Consider the following 24,835-nt stretch of genomic DNA (forward strand, 5'->3'; position numbering starts at 1 on the left):
CGGCGGTCGTGCCGGGCGGCTCCTTCCTGGTCGCGCCGCTCCGGGGTCAGTTCCGGAAGTAGCTTTCGTACTTGGCGCCGTAGGGGCTGTAGATCCCCTTGTCGTAGCTGGCATAGCGCCGCATGTGGACCTGGGTCAGCACCGCGGTCACATGGATGTCGTCGGCGAACCGGCGAAGCTTGCGCAGGCCGGCCAGGGCCGCCGACTTCGGCGTCTTGCCCCACTGGACCAGGTAGATGCACTGGGCCGCCATCGACGCCAGGATCGCGGCATCGTGAACCGCCCCGATCGGCGGGCTGTCGATGATGACCAGGTCGTAGTCGTGGGACGCCATGGTGACGAACTGCTGCATCCGCTCGGAGTTCAGCAGGAAGTCCGGCTCGGGCGTGGCCGAGAAGGACGGGGCGACGTCCACGCCCAGCCGCGGGTCGTGCCGGGGAACGGACTCGTAGGGCAGGCCCCGCTGCAGCATCGCGCTGAGGTCGACGCCGCCTTCCCGCTGTCGCCGGCTGGTCGCCCGCCGGCGCAGGTCGCCGTCGATGATCAGGACCTTGCGGCCCATCCGGGCCATCTGCACGGCGAATGCCTCGCAGAAGGTGGTCTTGCCTTCGTCCGGCGCCGTCGAGGTCACCAGGATCACGTTCCGGCCGGTCGTCGCCGTCCCCGCCTGGGTGGCGTGGGCGATGTCGCGCATTCCCTGCGCGAAGGTCGAACCCGGCCGGTCGCGGAGATAGGCGCCCGGGTTCCTGGCCCTGGAGCGGCTCAGCCGGGGGACCAGGCCGAGAACGGGGACGTTCAGGGACGACTCGACGCTCTCCAGGCTGCGCATGCTGCGGTCGAGCAGGTCGCGCAGGACGGCGGCTACGGCCCCCAGCAGGATGCCCAGGATGGCGGCGCCCGCCAGCATCGGGATCTTCTGCGGGAAGGCGGGGTAGATCGGCGCCGCGGCCGCGGACACGACCGACAGGTCGGGTGCCGACAGGCGGTCCGGGTTGTCGATCGCCTTGTACTGCGCGAGCGTCTGCTCGAAGGTCGCCCTGAGCGCCCTGGCCTCGCTCTGAAGCTGGTCCAGCTGGGCGCGGGCCTGGCCCTGGCCGCCGATCTCCTCGGACAGGGTGTTGTAGGCCCGCTCCAGGCTGACCTCGCGCGCCTTGAAGGCGACCACGTTGGAGGACAGCCCGGAAACGATCCGGCGCATCTCGGCCTGGATATCGTTCTGCACGGCGGACAGCCTGGACCGCAGCTCGATGATCACGGGATGGCGCCGGCCCAGCTGGGACTGTTCGGTGAGCTGCCGCGACAGTTCGCCTTCCTGGTCCCGCAGCCGCTGGATCACCGGCGAGTCCAGCATCTCGGCCACGGCGCCGCCGCTGCTCAGGGCATCACGTGCCGACTGCAGCTTGGCTTCCGCCGTCTGCCGCTCGGCCCGGAGCTGGACCAGCTGGGCGTTCATCTCCGACATGCGCTGGACCAGGACGGGACCGCTTTCCGTATCCACCATGTTGTTCTCGGCGCGGAAAGCCTGGACCTCCTGCTCCGCGTCGCGGACCTGCTCGCGCAGCTGGTTGATCGACTCGCCGAGCCAGCCGGTGGCCGAGCGCGCCATGTTCAGCTTTTCGGCGCTCCGGTAGGCCAGATACTCCTCGACCAGGGTGTTCGCGATGCGGGCCGATTTGGCCGGATCGGAGGAATGGAAGCTGACGAGGATCGACAGGGACCCGGCATCGTTGGAAATGCCGAGGTTTCTCGCCGTCGAATCCACGGTCATGTAGCGGATGCCCTCCTCGGTCGGGGGCGGGCCGCCGCCGCGGATGAACCCGACGACCGTGGAGTAGGCCTTCTCCCAGAGCCGGGCGAGCGCGCCCTGGTTGGGATCGTCCAGCGCCGGATTGAACTCCGGATCCTCGACCAGGCCCAGCCGGTCGACCACCCGTCCGACGATCGTGCGGGATTTCATCACGTCGATCTCGGAGCGCAGGCCGGCGTCCTCGCCGGAAATCGCCGGCAGCAGCGCTTCCAGGCCGCTCCCCTTGGCCGCTCCGCTCTCGGCCTTGAGAAGGACGGACGACTGGTACTGGGGAGCCATCTGGGTCAGGACCGTGCCCGCCAAGGCGGCCGTCAGCAGCGTCACGGCAAGGATCAGCCAGCGCTCCCGGTACAGCAGCGAGAAGAACCTCGACAGGTCTATGATCCGGTCTTCCTCGGGTGGACGAATCTGGAGGACGACGGAGCCGCCCTCCCGCGCTGGAGGCAACTCCCTGGATGGGGCGGAAAGTTGGTTACGTGCCACGGCAAGTTCCTCCAGCGCAACCTCTCGGGTCGGTCACCACAAATACGAGAGAAGAAGATCGCAATACATGATGATCTTGTTCCTGACCGGCTATCCTGTAACTCTGCATGTTCCTCAACGTACTATTTCACATCAAATAACGTGTACTCGCGCCCGGTGTCCCAAGACGCTAGCCTTAGCATCGATTCTTTGCCTCTGCAAAGGCGCGACTTGGCCGAATAGCCATATGATAAGGGCTATCCGGATATCGGCGTCCTTCCGGAAGGTTCACGATCCTACGATCGGATTGCCTCTCGCGTAGTCACGATGGAGGCAGGGTAGCCTTGGGCGGCACCGGGCTGCCGGCTCGGCGCGATGCGGCGGAGCAACGACATTTCCCGAGCTTCCTGGCAAACCAGCAGGATCAACAGGCCGTAGATCGGGCTGAGCTTGTTGCTGCCCGCGGTGATTCCCATCATGCCCGTGATCAGGCAATAGATCGAGGTGATCAGCGACGGAGACAGCACACCGAAAGCACGGGTATAGGCGATGCCGCTCCGGATGGTGGAGATGAAGAAGACGGTGAGCAGCAGGGCCGCCGGCCAGCCGTTCTCGAACGCCGCGTTGAGCCACATGTTGTGGGCATGGGCGGGAACCCAATTCCACTTGTCGACCGCGCCGAACCGGAAGGTCGCCAGCCCGTGGCCGACGATCGGGTCGTCGCGGATGGCGTCAAGCGTCATCAGCCAGATCGGGATTCGGTTGGTCAGCGTCCCGTCGGCATCGCCCCGGGACAGCAGGGTCGCGGCGATGATCATCAGGCACGCCCCGGCGACCCCGCTGAGGGTCAGCAGCAGGAACGTGCTGCCCATGTCCCGGCGCAGGCGATAGATCATCACCCCCAGGATCATGAGCAGGGACACCGCCGTGAAGAACCGCGCCTGCGTCGCGGCCAGGGAGATCAGGCAGACGGCGAGCACGCTGCACAGTATCAGGACGCGCCGGCTCAAGCCGTGCTCGCGGTCGGTCAGCCACATCATGACGAAGGTGGCCGCCAGCCCGGTCACGAGCGCAAGCCGCTGCTCATGGGTCAGGATGCTGCGGAACCGCCAGATGAAGGGGTTGTCCGACAGCATGGCGTTCTGTCCGGCCCCCAGCGCCAGCCAGCCCATCAGGCTGACCACGACGACCGAGGCCACGAAGGCGCGCATCGTCAGGTCGGTCGGCAGGATCGACAGGCCGATGCCGACCAGCAGCGCCAGGACCAGGATCGCCAGGGCGAAGGCGGACTCCGCGACGTTGGTGGACCAGACCGTTGTGGCGGCGACCCATCCCAGGTAGGCCAGGAGCCAGACCACGGGGGGCGACGCAGCCACGGCGTAGGGCATCCGCATCAGCCGCGGACTCAGCATGAAGACGGCCCCGCCGAGGATCAGGGGGACCAGCGGGGCGAACAGGCGGCGTTCCTCGTCGCCGAAGCGCGGGGACTGCACTTCGGTCAGCATGAAGGCGATGAACGCCAGAAACAGCAGGAAACGACTCATGGAATTGCCTTGGGTGCGCGGCGCTCGATCGTCAGTATACGATCAAGAAGCGGGCGCGTGACCCGATCCATCGGCTTTCCGGCAAGGCTACTCAGGATTAGATAGGCTGCCCTGAATCGCCGCGAAGACAGGTGCTTCGCGGCGAGCTGGTGGGCCTGCGCGGCATTTCCGAAGAGCATCAGCTTTGACGCGGCCTTGAAGATCTGGGCCTGGATCGACTGTTCGCGGAGCGTCACGATGCTGTCGATGCCGCGCGCCCGCAGCTCGGCCAAGCGCTCCTCCTGGAGGGCCGGGCTCAGGTGCGAGAGCTGGACCGCAAGCTGCGTGAAGCGGACCTGCCTGCTCAGTTTCGCGGGCTCGAACGAGACGCCGTCGAACTGGACGAAACGGTCGTACAGCACCTCGGGCACGACCGCGAACCTGCCTTGCCCGATCAGCCTGAGCCACAGGTCGTAGTCCTGGGAGAAGGTGAACTCGCTCCGGTAGCCGCCGGCGCGTTCGTAGGCATCCCGGCGGAACATCACCTCGCCATGCGAGAAGATGTTGCTCTTCCTGAGCTTTTCGAGGGTGAGGCCCTCGGCCGACGGGGTCCGCACCCGGACCATGCCGCTGCCTTCCACGATGTTGCGGTAATGGCAGCCGACCGCGACGACGTCGGGGTTCCTCTCGAACATCTCGACCTGCCGGGCCAGGCGGTCGGGAGCCGACGCGTCGCCCGAGCCCTGGACCGCGACGTAGCGTCCCCGGGACCGGGCGATCGCGTTCATGATGCCCTTGGTGAACCCGGTGTTCCGCTCGTGATGGATCACGGTCAGGCGGGGATCGTCATAGGCGTCCAGCTGCTTTGCGGTATCGTCCTTCGAGCAGTCGTCGAACGCGATCAGTTCGAAATCCGCGAAGCTTTGACCGAGGATCGAATCGATGGTCCGCCGCACCAGGGGTCCGCGGTTGTAGTAGCCGGTAACCACGGAAACCAGGGGCGCGGACGGGCGCACGGAGTTTTGGTTTCGTTCAGGCGACATGGAGCTTCCTTTGGCGGCGCAAGATCTTCAGGGACAGGTTGCGAAGGATGCTCCACAATTCCCGGGGGCGAATCAGCAGAACATCGATCGGGGATGTCTTGAACCGTCTGCAGAACAGGATCAGGATACCGACCGCACCGGCGGCCTGGACGATCACGGTGGCTGTTGCCGCGCCGATCAATCCGTATTCCGGGATCAGCAGCCAGCACAGGAGCCCCTGGACGACGATCGAGGGCCCAAGGACCGCGGTGCCGGCGAGGGGCTGGCCCTGGGACGCCAGGTACATCTGCAGCATGCGTAGCAGAGCCCCGAACGGCGCGCCGATCATCAGGATCCGCAGGGCGCCCACGGCGGGCAGGAAGTCGCTTCCGAGCATCAGGTAGACGACCGGCTGGGCTCCGACCGCGAGGACGACCGATATGCAGATGAACAGGAAGACGGAGAACCGGATCATGCCCAGAGCCGAGGCGAGATCCTCGGCGCGGCCCGACTCCCGGACGCCCTGCGAGAACAGGGTCGTGCCCACCGCGACCGCGATCTCCGAGAAGATCTCGCACAGCTTCGATACGCCGAAATAGCGGCCGGCGTCGGCAAGCGAGGAAAGCGTGTTGACCAGATGGGCGACCAGGAGGCCGTTGCCCATGTAGAGAGAGTAGGGGAGGATGTACTTCATCCCCGTCCGCTGCAGGCGCCAGAACCCTGCCAGCTCCAGGGGAGCCCGGCCGGCGGCGCCGAGGCGCAGCGTCCACCCGACATAGGCGGCGGCCGTGAACTGGCCGCCAAGCGTCGCTCCCAGCGCGAATTCCAGGGTCACGTCATCCAGCAGCGCCATGGGGGCGATCAAGGCCAGCGGGATGATCCGCCCGATCAGGTCGGCCCAGGCGAGCTGCTCGACCTTTCCCTCTCCCAGGTTCATTCCCTGGTAGATGTTGACGAACAGCATCGGCAGGAGTGCGCCGACCGCGAGGCTCTTGGAGACGGTCGAGATATCGTCGTAGTGCCACAGGAGCAGGGTGGCGATGGCGACGGAGGCCAGCGAGCTCAGCACCCAGCTGATCAGGCTGGCCTGCTCGATCTGCGCGCGGCTTGCCGCCTGCTGGCCCAGGCTCCGCGCGCCGGCCTGCCGCATTCCCAGATGCCCGACCGAGGACAGGAAAAGCGCCACCAGCGCCGCGTAGGCGTAGAAGCCGAACTGGTGGGAGTCCAGCGCCCGCGCCACGACGAGCAGGGTGAGCAGGGCGGTGAAACGGACAAGCAGGCGCGATGAGAACAGGACCGCCGCCTGGCCGAGGGGTTTGAGCCGCATTGCGTGTTCTCAGATCAGGAAAGTGACTTCAGGATCCAGAGCGACGCCGAAGCGCGATGCGACCGCCTCCTGGATGTGCTCGACCAGGTTCCTGATGTCGTCGGACGTGGCCTCACCCGTGTTCTCGATCCAGTTCGCATGCTTGTGGCTGATCATGGCGCTGCCGATCTGGCAGCCCTTCAGGCCGGCATTCTCGATATACCAACCGGCTGCGGCACCGCCCGGCGGCTGCTTGAAGGTGCTTCCGGCGGTGCGGCGGTCCAGCGGCTGCTTGGCGTGGCGGTCGGCCATGTGGGCCCGGATCTCAGACATGAGCTCCTTCGGGTCCCCCATCGAGGGACCGCGGAAGACCACTTCCGTGACCATCCACTGCTTCTCCGCCAGACTGCTCTGCCGGTAGTCGAGGCCGAGTTCGCTGGCGTCCACGGTGGCCGTTTCGCCCGAGGCGAGGTCGACGACCGTGGCGGAGTCCAGGATCGTCGAGATCTCGCGGCGGCCCTTGGCGGTAAGGCCCGCGTTCATGGCCGTCCCGCCGCCCACCGAGCCGGGAATGCCGACCAGGAACCCGAAGCCGGAGATCCCGGCGCGGGACGCGGTCCGCGCCAGCTTGGGCAACTGCACGCCGGCTCCGGCGCGCACCGTCGCTCCCTCGATCCCGATGTCGAGGAAGCTGTTGCGCAGGCAGATCACCAGGCCGTCGAAGCCGCGGCTGTCGATCAGCACGTTGGAGCCGCGGCCGAGCACTCGGACGGGGATGCCGTTCTCACGGCATCTCCGCAGCACGTCGGACAAGGCCGCGCCGTCGGGTTCCCAGAACCACCGCGCCGTCCCGCCGACCTTCCAGGTCGTATAGGGATGGAGCGGTTCGTCGCAGCGGATCGGCCGTTGCGTAGTCAGCCCGGCAAAGGGGTCAGGCATGCTGCGCCTCGCTTGTTGAGAGGAGTTCGTTGTTCCGCGGATGCCGCGGGAGAGTAGGCTGCGTTGACCCGCTGGATCTTGGCCCCGAGAGACGACATCACGGTCGTCAGGTCGGCATAGCCGCGGTCCAGCTGGTAGATGTTTCCGATCGACGTCCTGCCCTCGGCCGCGAGGGCGGCGACGACGACGGCAGCACCTCCGCGAATGTCCGTTGCCTGAACGTCGGAGGCGTGAAGCCGTTCCACGCCCTCGACCACGGCGATCTTGCCTTCCTGGCCGTTGACGCAGGTGAAGCCGCCGTCGACCACGTCGATGCGGGCACCCATGCGCACCAGTTCCGGGCAGTACCGGAACCGGTCGTCCAGGATGGTCTCGGTCACCCGCGAGGTGCCCCGGGCGAGGGACATCATGACGGTGTGGAGCGGCTGGATGTCGGTGTGGAAGCCCGGATAGGGGCGGGTGGAGACGTCCTGGGCGGTCAGCCTGTCCGGGCAGGAGACATCGAACCCGGTCGCGGTCGGCCGGACCTGAAGGCCGGCGGCCTTCCAGACGGCGAACTCGTTGGCCAGGTACTCCGCGCCGACGCCCGTGACCAGGGCCTCGCCGCGGGTGCAGGCCACCGCCGCCGCCAGCGTCGCCGCGAAGACGCGGTCGCCCAGGATCTGGTGCGAGACGCCCCGCAGCTTCCGCGGGCCGGTGACCGAAAGGGTGCGGTTGGCATCCCAGGCGATCTCGGCTCCCATGGACTGCAGGAGCGTGATCGTGTCGATCACCTCGGGGTTCAATGCCGCATTGTGCAGGATCGACTGCTGCCCGACCCGCCCGACGGCGGCGAACAGGAAGTTCAGCGTGGCGCCGAACGACGGATAGTGGAACGACGTCGTGACGGTCTCCGCCTTCGGGCCGCCGCAGATGCTGAACGACCGCTCATTGTCGAAGACGAAGTATCCGAAGTCGGAGAACAGCTGGGCATGCAGGTCATGCTTGCGGCTGCCCAGCGAGCAGCCGCCGACGCCGGTCAGGTCGGCGGGGACCTGGTAGAACGCCGACAGGCCCATGAGCAGCAGGACATGGCGGAACCGCGTCGACAGCTCGGGCGAGAACGCCCCGCCGTGCCATCCGCCGCCATTGAGGGTGATGGTGCTGGGGCCGTCGAAGGTGATCTGCACGCCGTGGGCGCCGAGGGTCGTGATCATCAGCCTGACGTCGGCCAGATCGAGCGGCACGTTGGTCAACGTGGTCGGTTCTCTGGACAGGCACGCCGCGACGAGGGCCGGCAGCGTGGCGTTCTTGGCGCCGGGAACGCGGACTTGCCCGGTCAGACGCGCGCCGCCCTCGATCGAGATAAAGTCGGTAGCGTTGTTGGCAGCGGGGCGAGGGGTCCACATGCATCTGGTCCTTTCGATATGGGTTCGGCCGGCCTCGGCCTCAAAGACTGATGGCCGTCGGGCCGGTACCCTGAACGATCGGTTCGAGATCGCGGGTGCCGTGAAAACTTTGGGAAACGGAAATGGGCGATCCGATGACCCGGGTCATCGGATCGCCCCGGGGGGCGCAACGGAACCGGATCGCCACCGGCGAGCCCGCACGGCGAAGCTGCTCCGCGGGGATCGCCGATCCGGCTTCGTCCCGCCCGGTCATCGACTTGGCGGACTCCGGTTCGGGATCGTTCGCAGGGGGATCTTCAGCATGTCCGGAGAGCAACGTGGAGGTAAAAATCTGTGGACTCATCGATCGTGGCGCGGCTTCTGGTCGGGAACTTCTGTCATCTCGGGAGGCTTTTCAGCAGGCAAACCCCCATCAAACTTGGTTGCGGAGGCCAATTCAATACTGTCTGATTTAAAGATTAGCATTGGTATAAATTTGTCACCGACAACGTTCCTTTAAAAGAACCCAATCCAGCTGGGTCATGCGCTGTAGCAACACTATTGTATCTCTATCGGCAAAGGGCAAAGCAAAAAAATGGACCGGGCAAACCCCGGTAGGGTGTTTGTCAGCTGAAGGCCAAGGAAATTAAAGATTAGTGGTAATACGGATAAGCCATTGGAGTGCTAACATAATAGGCTATTTCAGGTGAAATCATAGCGAGTGGGCATTATAACAAACTCAAAACTATCTAAATTTAGGCAATTTACTGGATAAGAATTTACGAAATCTAGCTTTGTCCCAACTTTGGCACTTTTCCGCTTAAAGTTTATCATCGATACAGCAGGAGTTTAATCTTTGACATTGCTCATTTTCACGAAGCTGACTATGGCAGCCAATGTCCCCGACCAACGTTGTATGAGGATCGGGAGGTGCTCATCCATGATGCTTGGCGAGAAAGCGATTGCAGGAATTACTCTCTTCGTCTGTAAGTTCGTCGCGATGATTGCCATGGTGCTTGCCGTGACAGCGGGGTATGCCGGGGCCGGGGAGTCGCGATCCGGCATACCCGACAGGATCGTGCCCCTCGGCATATCGGCGCCGGAGCTTCAGAAGATGATCGAGGACGCCCCGACCGGGGCGACGATCCGGTTTCTGGCCGGGCGTTACGAGTTCTCGTCCAAGCTCCGGATCAGGCGCGGCGACATCGCCCTGGCGGGGGCGGGGATCGGCAGGACGACGCTGGAGTGGAACTTCCCGCCGGGGTCCGGCGACAATGCCGTGGAGTTCGTCGGCGGGACCGCCGGACCCTCGTTCAAGCTGGCTGCGGACGCGAAGGCGTCGGACCGTACCATCCGGATCCGGGGCGAGAACGCGGTCCGGCCCGGAGATGCGATCCACCTTGCCCAACCCAACGACGACGCCTACTTCGACGCGATCGGCTTTCGGCGGGACGCGATCAAGCCGTGGATGTTCAAGTTTCCCTTGAGGGAGACCTTGGCAATCGTCGAGAGGGTCGACGGGAACCAGATCAGCCTGAGCCTTCCCGTTGGCTTCGACTATTCGGCGGACAGCGCGGTGGCGAAGCGGCTGGACCTGCTGACAGGCGTTTCCATCTCGGACATGACGATCACCTATGCCTATGGGCGGGCCGACCCGCTGAACTGGGGCAAGGAGAAGCTTCCGGACTTCAAGATGCATACCTATGCGCTTCGGCTGGAGGGGCTGAAGGACCCGCGCCTCAGGAACATCCATGTCCAGGATGCCGCCAGCGGCGCCTTCGGGTTCTACAGGACCTATGGCCTGGATGGCGAACGTCTTTCAGCCGACGGCGCGCACAACAAGAAGGGCGGGCAAGGTTATGCCGTCCATCTCGGGACGGTCTTCGCCAGCCGCCTGCGCGATCTTTCGGACCGGGGAATGCGGCACAGCGTGACCTTCCACAGCTGGTCGGCCAATGCCTACAACGACATTTCGATCGATTTCACCGACCGGGATGTCAACTTCCATGGAGGAAGGAGCCATCACAACCAGATCGAGGTGAAAAGGTCGGATGTCTATGACGGACACGGCATGTGGATCCCGTCGGTCTACTGGAACATGGAGGGGGAGCGCTGGGGCCCGCCGTCCGACCGGCGCACCAACCGCGTGACGTTCGAGAACGCCGTCGGCGGGCGCAACAAGGACGATCTGCTGATCGCAGCCGCGGGCGGTGCCCGGCTGGACGGAAGGTCGGGAAACAACATCCTGGTAGCCGGACCCGGGGACGACGTCCTGGTCGGCGGCCCGGGAACCGACACGTTCGTCATCTGCGCCGACGGCAGCCACGACACCATAGTCGGCTTCGACCCGCGCACGGATTTCCTCGCCGTCTGCGACGACTCCCGGTCGGAGGGACGGTCGGAGGGCCGTCCGGCCGTGACCGACCTCGTCCTGGCGAAGCTTGCCTCCAGCCAGGGGGGTGAGGGCGGAACCCGCGGGGGAGATGACGGGGAGACCCGCGGGGCGGCCTACCGGACGCAGACGGGTACGCGGGTCGACCTCGGAAGGATCGGAGGGGGATCGGTCGATGTCGAGAATGTCAGCCCGTCCGACCTGCGCATCATCGAGACGCGCGACCTTCCCGACGCGGTGAAGAGGATAGGCCTTTTCTGAGGACCCGGCTTTCGGTCCTTACCGCCTCAGCTGGGCATCGATGAGGTCGAAGATTCCGGGATCGCCATCCAGATCGAACTTCCGGGCGAAGAATTTTCCGCTTTCCCGCAACTGGGGAACCTGGGCGGCGGTCAGGGTTCGCGGGCTCATCCCTTTCTGTTCCCAGGTCGTGAACATCAGGGCGGGCTTGACGCGGTCCTCGAAGGGCGACCCCGACAGTATGGTGTGGAACATGATCTCGTCCGGGATCTTCACCGTCCTGAAGAAGGAGACGAATTCCGGGCGGCTGTCGATGAACTGCAGGATGTACCGGATGCAGGGTTCGGACAGACACCACCACTGGGACCCGCCATGCGGTTCCAGTTCGCCGAGCACCTTCTTGTAGTCCTGCTTGGGGAGCAGCCTCAGAAGGCCGTTGATGATCCGGGCCTGCGGTTTCCGCGGGTCCCTGGTCGCACGATAGGGATGCTGGAGACGGCTGATGGGCTTGCCCACGTGGTCCGCCGGCATCCGGTGGCGGTTTATGTACTCGTTCCGGGCTGCGCCGAGTTCCGCCAGGAGATCGCCGGCCGGCCGGATGGGGTAATCGGAACCGCTCAACAGGATGTAATAGTCGTGCGGACCCACCGATAGCGCCGCCGCAACGGTGTCGATCGTCGCCTGGACCATGCTGTAGCCACCCCACAGGACATCCTGCCTGTCCGGAACGAAATACGCGTCCAATCCTTTTTCCCTGACGGCCGCCATGAAGGGATCGATCGTCACCTTGCCGTCGATGTGGACGAAGAAGGATGCTCCGTCATGGCTGAGGGCCTGCAGCATTCTCGCCATCTGCGGCGGGTTCTTATGAGCGAGTATGATGTATGCGATCTTCATATCGGTCTCTCTAGACCCTCGCCGCTACGGGATATCGGGGTAGTTTTCCTGTAAGCAATGGACCAAAGGTCTCCTTCGATTACTCGGGTGTCGGATGGCCGATCTTCTGGGCGATGGCCCGGACGATGTCGATGTCCTGGTCGTTGTCGAACTTGCGGGCGAACATCTTTCCGCTTTCCATCATCTGGTCGAAATCGCGCCTGCGCAGCACGGTGGGCCGGGAAGAGGCCTGCTCCCACAGCACGAACCTCCCGTTGTCGTTGGACCGTGCTGATTGGAAAGGGCTGTCCATGATGACGTTCTGGAAATAGAACTCATCCGGGAACATCACGCGCCTGCAGCGTCTGCGCCACTTCATCGCGGTCGGACTCGATACGACCCACTCGCTGAAATTGCGCGAGAGAATATGCCATCCAGATCCTTTCCAGTGTATCCTGCGGACGAGCAGATCGGCTCTGGGCAAGGGAAGCCGATGGACTCGGTGCCCATATTCAATGCATTGGAACCAGGTGCGGCGACGGATGCTTATGCCGAGGTCCGGCAATGACATGCATGCTATGCCGCTCGAGCCGTCCAATCCAGTCAGATATTCTATGATGCCTTCCCGGCGGCGGAGCGGATAATCCTGACCACTTAAGTTTAAGAAATATTGCCAATCCGGCCAACGTTCGATGGCCTCCTGCAAGCCTTGCAACTGTGATTCAACGATGCTCCAGCCGCCCCAATAGATTGGAAGCGGCCGTTGGAAGTGGATGTTGGGGCGATTGCCGCAAATCTCAATTATATCGCGAACATAGCTTTCAGGGGAGTTCCTGTCGACATGAATCAGAAAATAATCAAGGTCGTTGTACAGCGCGGCCATCAACCATCTGAACTGTTCCTTCTTATGGTACAGGGTAATCTGATAAACAACTTTCATACCAGGGGCTACTCCAGCCGGCGGGGCTCCACTCATTGATGCCGCTCACCAACAGTGCCGGTCGATCGGGGTCGTCTCAGTCCGCATCCGGTTTGATTATCGTTCAAGCTGAGACCTCTAGGAACCATGCGCCGCATTGCCAAGGTGTTCGGGGCGCATCCCGGACACGCGGCGACATCCTCGAACGTTATCCCTCGGCTTTGAGCCAATCAAGTAACGAAGACAGGGGTAAAACATCAGGATGTCGACCTTTCGAGCATTTCCAGGCAATGTTGCAAGGAAAGGTAATCGTTCGTCGTGCCTCCTGAGATTAGCCGGGCCGGTTTCCCGAGCAGTCCCTCGGATAAATCCCATAATTATATTATGAGGTAGTCGCGTCTCGCTGGAGTGCTGTATTTGGATTTGAGAGCGCCGCAGCTTCCCGGAGCGGGCGATTTGAGGAAACAGGAATTTCGACGGGAAACGACTTTTCGCCGGTACGGCCCTCCCGGACAGCCGAAACGCATTTGCCCGCCACAGCCGTCCGGCCGCGGCGGGCAAAGCCCGTTCAGATCAGGTGCGGGCGGGCGGCGGTTCCCAGGGAACCGTAGCCCTCGGCGCCGCTCAGGAGCAGCCGGTCGTGGACCCGCAGGTGTCGCACTTCATGCAGGTGCCGTTGCGCACCAGTGTCATGTTCCCGCACTCGCCGCAGGGATCGCCCTCATAGCCCTTGGCGCGGGCCTCGCGGATCCGCTCCATCCGCTGGTCGGCCGCCGGCGCGGTCGCGACCGCCACGGCGACGGCCGGCTGGGACTGGTCGGGGGACAGCGCGCGGGCCGTCGCCTCGTTGCCCATCCCGGCCCCGCCACCGGCCAGCGCGGTTGCCTGAACCCCCGCGGCCACCGCCATGGCGGTGACGGCGCGGGTGGACTGGCCGCCCGGCAGGACGCGCAGGTTGGACCGGACATAGCCCTTGCTGGCGACCTTCTGCACGGCGTCGAGCGTGTCCTTGGTGAAACGCTCCGCCGCCGGGGGCAGGTTGCCTTCGCCGTCGCCGGTGCCCAGGCTGTCCGGGAACAGGTCGTCCGGAGTGGCGTGTGACAGGTCGGTGCGCTGTAGGTAGCTGATCGCCAGCTCGCGGAAGATGTAGTCGATCACCGAGGTCGCCATCTTGATCGCGTCGTTGCCCTGGACCGGGCCCGACGGCTCGAAGCGGACGAAGGTGAAGGCTTCCACGAACTCCTCCAACGGCACGCCGTACTGCAGGCCGATCGAGATCGCGATGGCGAAGTTGTTCATCAGCGACCGGAAGGCGGCGCCTTCCTTGTGCATGTCGATGAAGATCTCGCCCAGCCGGCCGTCCTCGTACTCGCCGGTGCGCAGATACACCTTGTGGCCGCCGACCACCGCCTTCTGGGTGTAGCCCTTGCGCCGGTGCGGCAGCTTCTCGCGGTCGGCACGCTCGCGCATGCGCTCGACCACCTTCTCGACGATCCGCTCCGCGACCATCGGCGCCCGCTCCGCCGGCGGGGCGTCGATGATGGCCTGGACGGTATCCTCGTCCTCCGACTCGTCCGCGCCTTCCAGGATGCTGCTGGACAGCGGCTGGCTGAGCTTGGAGCCGTCGCGGTACAGCGCGTTGGCCTTGGTGCCCAGGCGCCAGGACAGCATGTAGGCGTCCTTGCACTGCTCGACCGTGGCCGAGTTCGGCATGTTGATGGTCTTGGAGATGGCGCCCGAGATGAAGGGCTGGGCAGCGGCCATCATACGGATATGGCTCTCGGTCGAGAGATACCGCTTGCCGATCCGGCCGCAGGGATTGGCGCAGTCGAACACCGGCAGGTGCTCCTCGCGGAGGTGCGGGGCGCCCTCCAGCGTCATGGCGCCGCAGCAGTAGGTGTTCGCCGCGTCGATCTCGGCCCGCGAGAAGCCCAGGTGGGCCAGCATGTCGAAGCCGAAATCATCCAGGGCGGCGGCCGGGATGCCCAGCACCTCGGTGCAGAACTCGGCGCCCAGCGACCATTTGTTGAAGGCGAACTTGATGTCGAAGGCGTTGGCGAGGCCCTGCTCCAGCGCCTTCAGCGTCTCGTCGGTGAAGCCCTTGGCCTTCAGCGCGGCGTGGTTGACGCCGGGTGCCGCCTTCAGGGTGCCGTGGCCGACGGCATAGCGCTCGATCGACTCGATCTGCCCCGGCGTGTAGCCCAGCTTGCGCAGCGCCTCCGGCACCACCCGGTTGATGATCTTGAAGTAGCCGCCGCCGGCCAGCTTCTTGAATTTCACCAGGGCGAAGTCGGGCTCGATGCCCGTGGTGTCGCAATCCATCACCAGGCCGATGGTGCCCGTGGGGGCGATCACCGTGGCCTGGGCGTTGCGGAAGCCGTACAGCTCGCCCAGCTCCAGCGCGTTGTCCCAGGCGCGCCGGGCCGCCGCGACGAGGTCCGGGTTCGGGCACTCGTCTTCGCGGATCGCGACAGGCAGGACCGACAGGCCCTCGTATTCCGGGCCGTTCCCCTGGCCGATGCCGGGGGCATCGCCATAGGCGGCGCGCCGGTGGTTGCGGATCACGCGCAGCATGTGGTCGCGGTTGATCTCGTAGCCGGGGAAGGTGCCCAGCTCCTGCGCCATCTCGGCCGAAGTCGCGTAGGACACGCCGGTCATGACGGCGGTGATGGCGCCGCACAGCGCGCGGCCCTCGTCGCTGTCATAGGAGATGCCGGCCGCCATGAGCAGGCCGCCCAGGTTGGCGTAGCCGAGGCCCAGCGTGCGGAACTCGTAGCTGAGCTGGGCGATCTCCTTCGACGGGAACTGAGCCATCAGCACCGAGATTTCCAGCACGACGGTCCACAGCCGGCAGGCATGCTCGAACGACTCGATGTCGAACTCGCCGTCGGGACGGCGGAAGGTCATCAGGTTCAGCGATGCCAGATTGCACGCCGTATCGTCCAGGAACATGTATTCCGAGCACGGGTTCGACGCGTTGATGCGACCGGACGCCGGGCAGGTGTGCCACTCGTTGATGGTGGTGTCGAACTGCACGCCCGGATCGGCGCAGGCCCAGGCCGCTTCGCCGATCTTCTCCCACAGGTCGCGAGCCTTCAGGGTCTTGGCGACCTTGCCGTCGGTACGGCGGATCAGCTGCCAGTCGGCGTCGTCCAGCACGGCCTCGATGAAGTCGTTGGAGATCCGGACCGAGTTGTTGGAGTTCTGGCCCGAGACGGTCAGGTAGGCTTCCGAATCCCAGTCGGTGTCGTAGGTCTTGAACTGGATCGAGGTGTAGCCCTGGCCGGCGAACTGGATCACGCGCTGGACGTAGTTCTCCGGGATCATCGCCTTGCGGGCGGCGACGACGGCCTTCTTCAGCGCCTTGTTCTCCTTGGGGTCCAGGCGCTTCGGGTCGGTCGGGGAAAAGCCCTCGGTGGCGGCCGCCATGACCGCGTTCATGTGCTTGGAAGCGAGCTTGGAGCCGGCGACCAGCGCCGCGACCTTCTGCTCCTCCGTCACCTTCCAGTCGATGTAGGCCTCGATGTCCGGATGGTCCAGGTCGACCGTGACCATCTTGGCGGCGCGCCGGGTGGTGCCGCCGGACTTGATGGCGCCCGCGGCGCGGTCGCCGATCTTCAGGAAGCTCATCAGGCCGGAGGACCGGCCGCCGCCGGACAGCTTCTCGCCGTCGCCGCGGACCTTGGAGAAGTTGGAGCCGGTGCCCGAGCCGTACTTGAACAGCCGCGCCTCGCGCACCCACAGGTCCATGATCCCGCCGTCGCCGACCAGGTCGTCGCGAACGCCCTGGATGAAGCAGGCGTGCGGCTGCGGGTGCTCGTAGGCTGACAGGGACGCGGTCAGCTCGCCGGTGCGGAAATCGACGTAGTAGTGGCCCTGGGCCGGGCCGTCGATGCCGTAGGCCCAATGCAGGCCGGTGTTGAACCATTGCGGGCTGTTGGGCGCCGCCATCTGGCGGCACAGCATGTAGCGCATCTCGTCGAAGAAGGCGCGCGCGTCCGACTCGGCGTCGAAATAGCCGCCCTGCCAGCCCCAGTAGGTCCAGGTGCCGGCCAGCCGGTCGAACACCTGCCGGGCCGACGTCTCGCCGACCAGCCGGTTCTCCTTGGAGACGCGCTTCAGGGCCTCCTCGTCCGCGACCTTGCGCCACAGCCAGCTGGGGACCGTGTTCTCCTCGACCGCCTTCAGCGCCGCGGGAATGCCGGCCTTGCGGAAATACTTCTGCGCAAGGATGTCGCAGGCGACCTGGCTCCAGTCGGCCGGGACGTCGATGTCGGCGAGCTGGAACACGACCGAGCCGTCGGGATTGCGGATCTCGCTGGTGGTTCGGCGGAACTCGATTCCGTCGTAGGCGTCCTTTCCTTCGGTCGTGAAACGTCGCTCGATCCGCATCTGAGTGGTCCCCTGGCTCTGGCGGGCGCCGTCTCTGGCCGGCGCCGGCTGAAAATTCTTGCTGCCCCGTGGCACCGCGGCCTTCGCCCGTCCGGGCCGGCCACGATATCCTGTGCGTGGATTGGAGTGTGCCACAAGTTCTGGTGCAGGCAACTACATTTTGACGTGGATGTTCCGTCACCCACAAAATGTCGTGGGTGGCTGTGGTCGGAGCGACACGGTGTCTCAGGGGGAGGGGCTCGGGATGCAAGACCGTAGCCTCAGCCGCCGGCCGCGTAAAGCCGTTGACAGGGGTGCGCCGATTCAGCCGTCCGGCCGCATCGGAGTCGCGAGCCGGCGAATATCGGGCGTCCGCTCTTGCGTCCGGCTGGACGCGGGCAAGCCCAGGTGCCATATTCCGCGGCGACGAAAAGAGCGGAACGCGGGTTCGAACCCGTCAGCGAGCGGCCATGAAAGAACGCATATCCTTCAACACGTATCTGTCCAACCTGCAGATCCGCCTGTTCACGTGGCGCCGCGGCGAGCTGGTCGGAACGGACCAGTTCGGCAACGTGTACTATCGCGAGAAGAAGGCCAAGGGCCGGCGGGAGCGCCGCTGGGTCATCTACAACGGTGAGCCCGAAGCGACCAAGGTTCCGCCGGAGTGGCACGGCTGGCTGCACTTCACGGTCAATGAGCCGTTGAGGGAGAACAGCGCGTTCCACAAGCCCTGGCAGAAGCCGCACGTGCCCAACGCCACCGGCAGCCTCGGCGCCTACCGGCCGCCGGGCCACACGCTGGAGGGCGGCCAGCGGGAGCGCGCCACCGGCGACTATGAACCGTGGACGCCGGGCTGACCGCCCGGCATACTCCCCGGTCGCCTACGCGCCCGGCCGCCCGCCCGATCCCTGACGCGCCGGTCGCCGCGGGCCCATCCACCGAGGAGTCATGAATGCGCAGGAATACCATTGAAACCGTGCTCGGCGGTGTCGTCATCGCCGTGGCGGGTTTCTTTTTGGTCTTTGCCTACACCAGCGCCGACCTGCGGCGGGTCGAGGGCTACGAGGTCTCGGCCAACTTCTCCAGCGTCGGCGGCCTGCAGAGCGGTAGCGACGTCCGCATCAGCGGCGTCAAGGTCGGCACCGTGACCAGCCAGACACTCGATCCGGCCACATATCTCGCCGTCGTCCGCATGACGATCGATCCCAGCATCAAGCTGCCGAAGGACACGGTCGCGCTGATCGCCAGCGAGAGCCTGCTGGGCGGCAAGTACATGGCCCTGGAGCCGGGCGGCGACCCGGACATCATCCAGCCCGGCGGCCGGATCGACTTCACCCAGTCCACCCCCGGCCTGGAACAGCTGCTGGGCCAGGTCATCTTCAGCATGCAAAGCGGCGGACAGCAGGGCGAGGGTCAAGGACAGGGCGCGGAGGCCCAGCCGGCGCCTCCCGCGGCGGGCGGAGCGCAGGGCAACGGCCTGCTCGGCAACTGACCGCCGGTTCGGATCACGGGGTGAACGGGGAGCTTCGGGCGATGATCGACCGGACCGGACCTTCGCAGCGCTGGGATGCCCGCGGCTATGCCGAGAACGCCCGGTTCGTCGCGGATCTCGGCCTGCCGGTCGTCGACCTGCTGGCTCCCCGGCCGGGCGAGCGGATCCTCGACCTCGGCTGCGGCGACGGCGCGCTGACGGAGAAGCTTGCGGCCGCCGGCTGCCGGGTGGTCGGCGTGGATGCCAGCCCCGAGCTGGCCGCCGCGGCGCGGGCGCGCGGGATCGAGGTCCATCTGATGGACGGCCATGCGATGGCCGTGGGCTGCGGGTTCGATGCCGTCTTCTCCAACGCGGCGCTGCACTGGATGCTGCGGCCGGACGACGTGATCGCCGGCGTGTGGAACGCTCTGAGACCCGGCGGCCGGTTCGTCGGCGAGTTCGGCGGCGCCGGCAACGTCGCCCGGATCGTCGATGCGCTGGAAGCGGCGCTGGCCCGGCGCGGCATCGACGGCAAGGCCGCCAACCCCTGGTTCTTCCCCAGGTCAGCGGATTATGCCGCCAGGCTGGCGGCGGCCGGCTTCCGGGTACGCTCGTGCGAGTTGATCGAGCGGCCGACCCCCCTGCCGACCGGGATGGCCGGCTGGCTCTCGACCTTCGCCGGCAGCTTCCTCGCCGCCGTGCCGGAGGGGGAGCGGAGTGCCGTCCTGGATGAGGTGATGGCGGCGATCGCCCCGCATCTGTTGAGGTCCGACGGCACCTGGTACGCCGACTATGTCCGCCTGCGATTCGCCGCCGACAAGCCGGGTGACTGACGGCGGATGGCCCAGCGAACGAGAGAGTTGATGGACAGACGGAACATCGCGGCCGGCATCGCCGGCCTGGCCTTCGCGGTCCTGTTGCTTGGGGGGGCGGCCCAGGTGGCGCCCGCCTCGGCGCAGACCGGAGCGTCGGAAGGGATGGAGAACATGCCCCATGCCGTGCTCCAGGGGCTGGACAAGGTGACTGCCCGAGTCGTGACGATCGAGGTGCCGGTCGGCCAACCGGTCGAGTTCGGCTCCCTGCGCATCACGGCGCAGACCTGCCGCAAGGCATCGCCGGTCGAGCCGCCGGAATCGGCGGCGTTCCTGGAGGTCGTGGAGGAACGGCCCGACGAGGCGACCGAGGCGCTGTTCAGCGGCTGGATGTTCGCCTCCAGCCCCGCGCTCTCCGCGCTGGAGCATCCGGTCTACGATGTCTGGGTGATCGACTGCAAATAGGCGTCGATCACGTCCTGCTCGGTCCCGGCGGCGAATTCGGGCGTGACCTGGAGCGCGCGGGCGAGCTGCACCCGGTAGCTTGACCGGGGGATCTCCACCGTGCCGAACTGGCTGAGGTGCTCGGTGACGAACTGGGTGTCCAGCAGGGTGAAGCCGTTGTGGCGCAACCGTGCGACCAGGTGGACCAGCGCCACCTTGCTGGCGTCGGTCTCCCGGCTGAACATGCTTTCCCCGAAGAAGGCGCCGCCCAGCGCCACGCCGTAGAGCCCGCCCACGAGCTCGCCGTCGCGCCACGACTCGACGGAATGGGCGAAGCCCAGGTCGAACAGGACCGAATAGAGCCGGATGATCTCGCCGTTGATCCAGGTCTTCGGCCGGTCCCGGGTCGCTTCCGCGCAGCCCTGGATGACGCCGTGGAAATCGCTGTCGATGCGTACCTCGAAACGTCCGCTCCGGACCGTCCGGCGCAGGCGGCGCGGGACGTGCATGCGGTCGAGCGGCAGGATGCCGCGCTGCTCGGGATCAAACCAGTAGAGTTCCTCGGATTCCGCACTCTCCGCCATGGGGAATATCCCGGCGGCATAGGCCCGCAGCAGAAGCTGTGCCGTCAAACCAGTCATTATGATGTCGTCGTCTCCCGCTCCGGGCCGAACTCGCCCGGATACTATATAGGTCGCCGCCGGGATTGGGGAGAGCTGCCGGACCCCCGCCGCGTGCTCGCTTGGGGATGCCGCATGCCCGTGGCGAGGTCGGTCAGTATAGGGCGCGACATATCGGCCATCAAAAAATTCGAAAGGATTTGTCTAGAATTCTCTGCCAAAAGCATCCATGTAATAAATGAATAATCACCTTGCAGGCGCGGCCTGAAGACTGTCAGCAAAAAGACGGTTTTATGACATTTCTGTTTCTGGATCGTGAATATCATGACGAATACAGCAATTCTGCATGGAATGACAGGTCCGGAGGTGTCGATTCTTCTGTCCGGATCGTCCGAGGTTGACGACCGGCCCGGCATCCTGTCCCGCCTGGCGATCGGCACGCGCGTCGGAATGCTGGTGATCGTCGCCCTCGCCACCGTGATCGTCATGGTCGGACTGTTCCTGCTGGCGGACCGGCACATGAACCAGGCGACGGGCCGGCTCGGTTCCTTCGGCGACCTCGTCGTGCTCGCGGCCTCGGCGGAGCGGCGGGTGGCCGATCTCCAGATCCAGGCGCGGGACTTCATCGCCAACCGGGATTCCCGCGCCGCCGCCGACTTCCGCGCCGGCGCCGCCGAGGTCGACCGCCTGCTCGACCGGATCGCCGCCCATGCCGCGACCGGCAGCGCCGCGGACCAGGTCGACGGCATGCGTTCGACCCTGCGCGAGGCTGCGGAACGCTTCGCCGGCGTGGAGAACACCCTGGAGGTCATGGGCCTGGACGAAGGCAGCGGCCTTCGGGGAAAGCTGCGCGCCTCGGTCGAAGCGGTCGAGACCGAGCTGCGCAAGTGGCCGATCGGCATGGTGGCGCAGACCTATGTGCGCATGCTGACCATGCGGGTGGTCGAGAAGGATTTCCTGCTTTACGGCGACATAGGCGTCATGGGCGCCCACAAGAAGGCATTCCGGGAGTTCGAGTTCGGCATGATGGGGTCGGGCCTCGACGTGCCGACCCAGGAGGCGTTGGTCACCCTCGCGGCGGTCTACCGCGCCGACCTCGCCGCGCTGGTGGAGCACCAGGGCAAGCTGGTCCGGGAAGTGTCCGCGTTCAACGCCGCTCTGGCCGCGATGCCCGGCCGGTTCGCCGGCCTGTTCGATTTCGCGAGCGCCGGGATGGAGGCGGCGCGGACCGACAAGGACTATGTCCGGGACGCGACCGGCCGGACCGGGCTGATCGCCGGGGCCACCATCATCGTGCTGTTCCTGCTGCTCAGCCTAGTGCTGGTCCGCAGCATCACGGTGCCGCTGCGCTCGATCGAGCGCGCCATGCAGCGGCTGGCGACCGGCGACCGGTCCTCCAGCGTGCCGGGATCGATGCGCCGTGACTAGATCGGCGCCATGGCGCGGGCGATCGAGGTGTTCCGCAGCAATGCGGAGGAGATGGAGCGACTGAAGGCCGAGGAGGAGGTCAAGGAACGGCGCCGCAAGGAGGAGTTCGCCTCCCGCCTCGCCACCCTCGCGAGCGCCCTGGAGGCGGAGGTCCAGTCCACCGTCATGGCCGTGATCGAGCAGGCCGCCGGAATCGCCGACCTCGCGGAGCGACTGAACGCCGCGGCACGCCGCACGGGCGAGCAGTCGGCCGGCGTCGCGGAGGCGGCGCGCGACGCGACGGCCAACGTGCAGACCGTCGCCACCTCGACCGAGGAACTGGCGACCGCCTCCCGGGAGATCGGCTCCCAGGTCTCCGAGGTCTCGGACATCGTCAAGCGGGCGGTCGGGCAGGGCGAGCAGACCCGGCGGGTCGTGGCCAAGCTGGCCGACGCCGCGGGCAACATCGGGGAGGCGGCCAAGCTGATCACCGGGATCGCCAGCCAGACCAACCTGCTGGCCTTGAACGCCACCATCGAGGCGGCGCGCGCCGGAGAAGCCGGCAAGGGCTTCGCCGTCGTGGCCAGCGAGGTGAAGGTCCTGGCGACCCAGACCGGGCAGGCGACCGACCGGATCAGCGGCCAGATCGTCGCGGTCCAGAGCGCCGCCGAGACCGTCATCGCCCACATCCACGAGGTCCAGGAAGTGATCAGCCGGATCGACGCGATCGCCGAGCTGATCACGGGGTCGGTTACCGACCAGGGCAGCGCCACCGAGTCGATCAGCCGGAACGCGATGTCGGCGGCGAACGGCACCGGCGAGGTGTCGGAGCGGATCACCGCCGTTTCGGAGGATGCCAGCGAGACGCGCGGGCTGGCGCTCGTGCTCGACAACAGCGCCGTGGTCGTGAGCAGCCAGGTGAAGCAGTTGAAGGAGCGGCTCACGCAGCTGCTGAACGAGTCGAACAGCCTCGGCCCATGACCCTCCGATCGGAACTCGGGCAATTTATTAAACTTCGGATTAACTTAATTGGGCTCAACTGCCTGATACCGTCGGGGTCCCTTCATGCGCAGGAGGACCCGGGCGGCGCCTCGTCCCGGAAAGCCGCCGGGGCGGAGGGCTCACCCGGACTGGCTGCGGACATGTGAGGACGATGGCTCGCCTATTCGACCGGCTTTCCTTCCGGCAGGCCCGCAACACGGTCATCGTCGCAGTCCTCCTGGGGATCTTCGCCAGCGCCCTCGACCTCGTAGACGATGCCCGCCGCGAGCGGGAAGTCCAGCGCCGCACGCTGGAGGAGGTCACCCAGATCATCGCGGAAGCCGCGGCGAAGGCCGCCTACGACCTCGATTCCTCCCTGGCCTCCGACGTCCTCAAGGGCCTCCTGAGCTACCAGCCGATCTTCCAGGCGCGGATCCAGGACGAGTTCGGCGCGCGGCTCGCGGTGCGCGAGCGGCCGCTCATGGAAACCCGGCTGCGGCTGTTCTCCGAATGGCTGTTCGGCAGGTCGCTCGACATCACGGTGCCGCTCTATTACGAGCCGGTGAACCGGCCGAGGCTGGAGATCGGCAAGCTCTACGTCGCCGTCGACAGCCACATCGTCGCGACGGCTTTCCTGGAGCGGGCACGCTCCACCCTGATCAGCGGCCTGTTCCGCAACCTGGTGCTGGGGCTGCTGCTCACCGCCATGTTCCATTTCATGGTGACCAAGCCGATCCTGGCGATCAGCAAGGATTTCACCCGGATCGACGCCCAGTCGCCGGGCAGCCATCTCGTCGAGGTTCCGCCCGGCCACGATGCCGACGAGCTGGGTCTGCTGGTCGGCAGGACGAACCAGTTCCTCAAGGCGTTCGACGCGTCGCTGCGCGAGAGGGCGCGCTATGCCGACGAACTGCGCGGTGCCCTGATCCGCGCGGAGGAGGGGAGCCGGGCCAAGTCCCAGTTCCTGTCGACCATGAGCCACGAGCTGCGCACGCCGCTCAACGCGATCATCGGCTTCTCCGAGCTGATCCGCGACGATCCGGCGTCCGTGGCCAAGGGGGCGGCGCTGGGCGACTATGCGCGGGAGATCCACGGGAGCGGCAACCAGCTGCTCCAGATCATCAACGACCTGCTCGACCTGACCGAGATCGACGCCGGCCGGCACGCCATCAACCCGGAGACCTTGGACGTCCGCCACATGCTGGAGGCCTGCGCCCGCCATGTGTCCGCGACGGCGCGCGAGCGCAATCTGAGCCTGACCGTCGGGATCGACGCCGGCTGCCCGGCCCTGAGGGCCGATCCGCGCGCCGCCCGGCAGATCCTCCTGAACGTGCTGTCCAACGCCCTGAAGTTCACGCCGGAAGGCGGCAGGGTGACGGTGAAGGCGGCGGCCCTCGGCGACCGGGTCGTCCTCACCGTGGCGGACAGCGGAATCGGGATCGATCCGGCCAACCTGCCGCGTGTGTGCGAGCCGTTCTGGCAGGCCGAGCCGGTCCTGTCGCGCCGGTACGGCGGCACGGGACTGGGCATGCCGCTGGTCCAGGCCCTTGTCGACCTGCATGACGGCGCATTGCGGATCGTAAGCGGCGTGGGGGAGGGGACCACCGTGACGATCGAGCTTCCGGCAGCGATCGCCGACCGGCCGGTGAGCGCGGCGCGGGCATAACGGGGCACCTGACGGTGTATTGGGCCACATGCGCCTATAAACTCTTTGTAAAGCCGAATACTTCCATAATAGACGGTCAATTCAGATATGCATTATATTTGAGGCAAATCATGAGTTTCGTGACTGTCGACTTTGGAACCAATCCGACCGCTAGTCTGGCGACCCTCGGATTGAAATTGCCTCAGACCCGCGGCGTCCTGGCGCTCAACC

General features: G+C 65.8%; 18 protein-coding genes. 8 read left to right on the forward strand and 10 right to left on the reverse strand.

Features of this window, described 5'->3' with window-relative positions; all coding sequences use genetic code 11:
• Positions 1-46: 46 nt before the first annotated feature.
• From DPR14_RS06225 to DPR14_RS06250, 6 genes are all read right to left on the reverse strand, one after another.
• Positions 47-2,290: a GumC family protein gene (locus tag DPR14_RS06225; RefSeq protein WP_158044373.1), complete on the reverse strand. Its 2,244-nt coding sequence runs from the start codon at positions 2,288-2,290 to the stop codon at positions 47-49.
• A 275-nt stretch (positions 2,291-2,565) separates the two neighbouring features.
• A complete protein-coding gene (locus DPR14_RS06230; protein WP_158044374.1) occupies positions 2,566-3,813 on the reverse strand; it encodes an O-antigen ligase family protein in 1,248 nt (415 codons plus the stop codon).
• Positions 3,810-4,808: a glycosyltransferase family 2 protein gene (locus DPR14_RS06235; protein WP_192499313.1), complete on the reverse strand. Its 999-nt coding sequence runs from the start codon at positions 4,806-4,808 to the stop codon at positions 3,810-3,812. Before DPR14_RS06235 ends, DPR14_RS06230 begins: the two co-directional genes overlap by 4 nt.
• Before the next feature lie 16 nt (positions 4,809-4,824).
• On the reverse strand, positions 4,825-6,141 hold the full coding sequence (locus DPR14_RS06240; RefSeq protein WP_158044376.1) for an MATE family efflux transporter: 1,317 nt from the start codon (positions 6,139-6,141) through the stop codon (positions 4,825-4,827).
• Between the two features lie 9 nt (positions 6,142-6,150).
• Positions 6,151-7,059 (reverse strand): UDP-N-acetylmuramate dehydrogenase, encoded by a 909-nt coding sequence (gene murB / locus DPR14_RS06245; RefSeq protein ID WP_158044377.1) that lies wholly within the window; start codon positions 7,057-7,059, stop codon positions 6,151-6,153.
• A complete protein-coding gene (locus DPR14_RS06250) occupies positions 7,035-8,447 on the reverse strand; it encodes a UDP-N-acetylglucosamine 1-carboxyvinyltransferase (protein ID WP_158044378.1) in 1,413 nt (470 codons plus the stop codon). The genes murB and DPR14_RS06250 overlap by 25 nt, the downstream gene beginning before the upstream one ends.
• Before the next feature lie 988 nt (positions 8,448-9,435).
• Here DPR14_RS06250 and DPR14_RS06255 point away from each other — a divergent pair.
• Positions 9,436-11,079, forward strand: a complete 1,644-nt coding sequence (locus DPR14_RS06255; RefSeq protein WP_158044379.1) for a calcium-binding protein — start codon at positions 9,436-9,438, stop codon at positions 11,077-11,079.
• 18 nt (positions 11,080-11,097) lie between these two features.
• Here DPR14_RS06255 and DPR14_RS06260 read toward each other — a convergent pair whose 3' ends face one another.
• The 3 genes from DPR14_RS06260 to DPR14_RS06270 form a co-directional block, all read right to left on the reverse strand.
• Positions 11,098-11,910, reverse strand: coding sequence for a beta-1,6-N-acetylglucosaminyltransferase (locus tag DPR14_RS06260; protein WP_192499314.1), 813 nt, complete (start codon positions 11,908-11,910; stop codon positions 11,098-11,100).
• A 124-nt stretch (positions 11,911-12,034) separates the two neighbouring features.
• Positions 12,035-12,874, reverse strand: a complete 840-nt coding sequence (locus tag DPR14_RS06265) for a beta-1,6-N-acetylglucosaminyltransferase (protein ID WP_192499315.1) — start codon at positions 12,872-12,874, stop codon at positions 12,035-12,037.
• A 603-nt stretch (positions 12,875-13,477) separates the two neighbouring features.
• Positions 13,478-17,245 carry a vitamin B12-dependent ribonucleotide reductase gene (locus tag DPR14_RS06270; protein ID WP_158044382.1) on the reverse strand — a complete coding sequence of 1,256 codons (3,768 nt, stop codon included), beginning with the start codon at positions 17,243-17,245 and terminating at the stop codon, positions 13,478-13,480.
• A gap of 449 nt (positions 17,246-17,694) precedes the next feature.
• On the opposite strand from DPR14_RS06270, the gene DPR14_RS06275 reads away from it, so the two are divergent.
• The 4 genes from DPR14_RS06275 to DPR14_RS06290 all read left to right on the forward strand — a co-directional run bounded on the left by DPR14_RS06275 (position 17,695) and on the right by DPR14_RS06290 (position 19,972).
• Positions 17,695-18,081: an NADH:ubiquinone oxidoreductase subunit NDUFA12 gene (locus DPR14_RS06275; protein ID WP_158044383.1), complete on the forward strand. Its 387-nt coding sequence runs from the start codon at positions 17,695-17,697 to the stop codon at positions 18,079-18,081.
• 95 nt (positions 18,082-18,176) lie between these two features.
• Positions 18,177-18,716, forward strand: a complete 540-nt coding sequence (mlaD, locus tag DPR14_RS06280) for an outer membrane lipid asymmetry maintenance protein MlaD (RefSeq protein WP_158044384.1) — start codon at positions 18,177-18,179, stop codon at positions 18,714-18,716.
• 20 nt (positions 18,717-18,736) lie between these two features.
• Positions 18,737-19,528 (forward strand): class I SAM-dependent methyltransferase, encoded by a 792-nt coding sequence (locus tag DPR14_RS06285; RefSeq protein ID WP_246148915.1) that lies wholly within the window; start codon positions 18,737-18,739, stop codon positions 19,526-19,528.
• 30 nt (positions 19,529-19,558) lie between these two features.
• Positions 19,559-19,972, forward strand: a complete 414-nt coding sequence (locus DPR14_RS06290; protein WP_343038711.1) for a DUF2155 domain-containing protein — start codon at positions 19,559-19,561, stop codon at positions 19,970-19,972.
• Here DPR14_RS06290 and aat read toward each other — a convergent pair.
• Complete coding sequence (aat, locus tag DPR14_RS06295; RefSeq protein WP_158044385.1) at positions 19,942-20,592, reverse strand: leucyl/phenylalanyl-tRNA--protein transferase; 651 nt, start codon at positions 20,590-20,592, stop codon at positions 19,942-19,944. The genes DPR14_RS06290 and aat overlap by 31 nt on opposite strands.
• A 345-nt stretch (positions 20,593-20,937) precedes the next feature.
• Here aat and DPR14_RS06300 point away from each other — a divergent pair, with 345 nt between their 5' ends.
• The 3 genes from DPR14_RS06300 (at position 20,938) to DPR14_RS06310 (ending at position 24,625) form a co-directional block, all read left to right on the forward strand.
• The gene (locus DPR14_RS06300) at positions 20,938-21,999 is read left to right on the forward strand and encodes a HAMP domain-containing protein (RefSeq protein WP_158044386.1); all 1,062 of its coding nucleotides are present in this window, start codon (positions 20,938-20,940) and stop codon (positions 21,997-21,999) included.
• A gap of 165 nt (positions 22,000-22,164) precedes the next feature.
• Complete coding sequence (locus DPR14_RS06305; RefSeq protein WP_484592832.1) at positions 22,165-22,959, forward strand: methyl-accepting chemotaxis protein; 795 nt, start codon at positions 22,165-22,167, stop codon at positions 22,957-22,959.
• Between the two features lie 172 nt (positions 22,960-23,131).
• Entirely contained in the window at positions 23,132-24,625 is a 1,494-nt protein-coding gene (locus DPR14_RS06310; protein WP_158044388.1) for a sensor histidine kinase, read from the forward strand.
• Positions 24,626-24,835 lie beyond the last annotated feature (210 nt).

The organism is Skermanella pratensis (assembly GCF_008843145.1).
Taxonomy (GTDB): Bacteria; Pseudomonadota; Alphaproteobacteria; order Azospirillales; family Azospirillaceae; genus Skermanella; species Skermanella pratensis.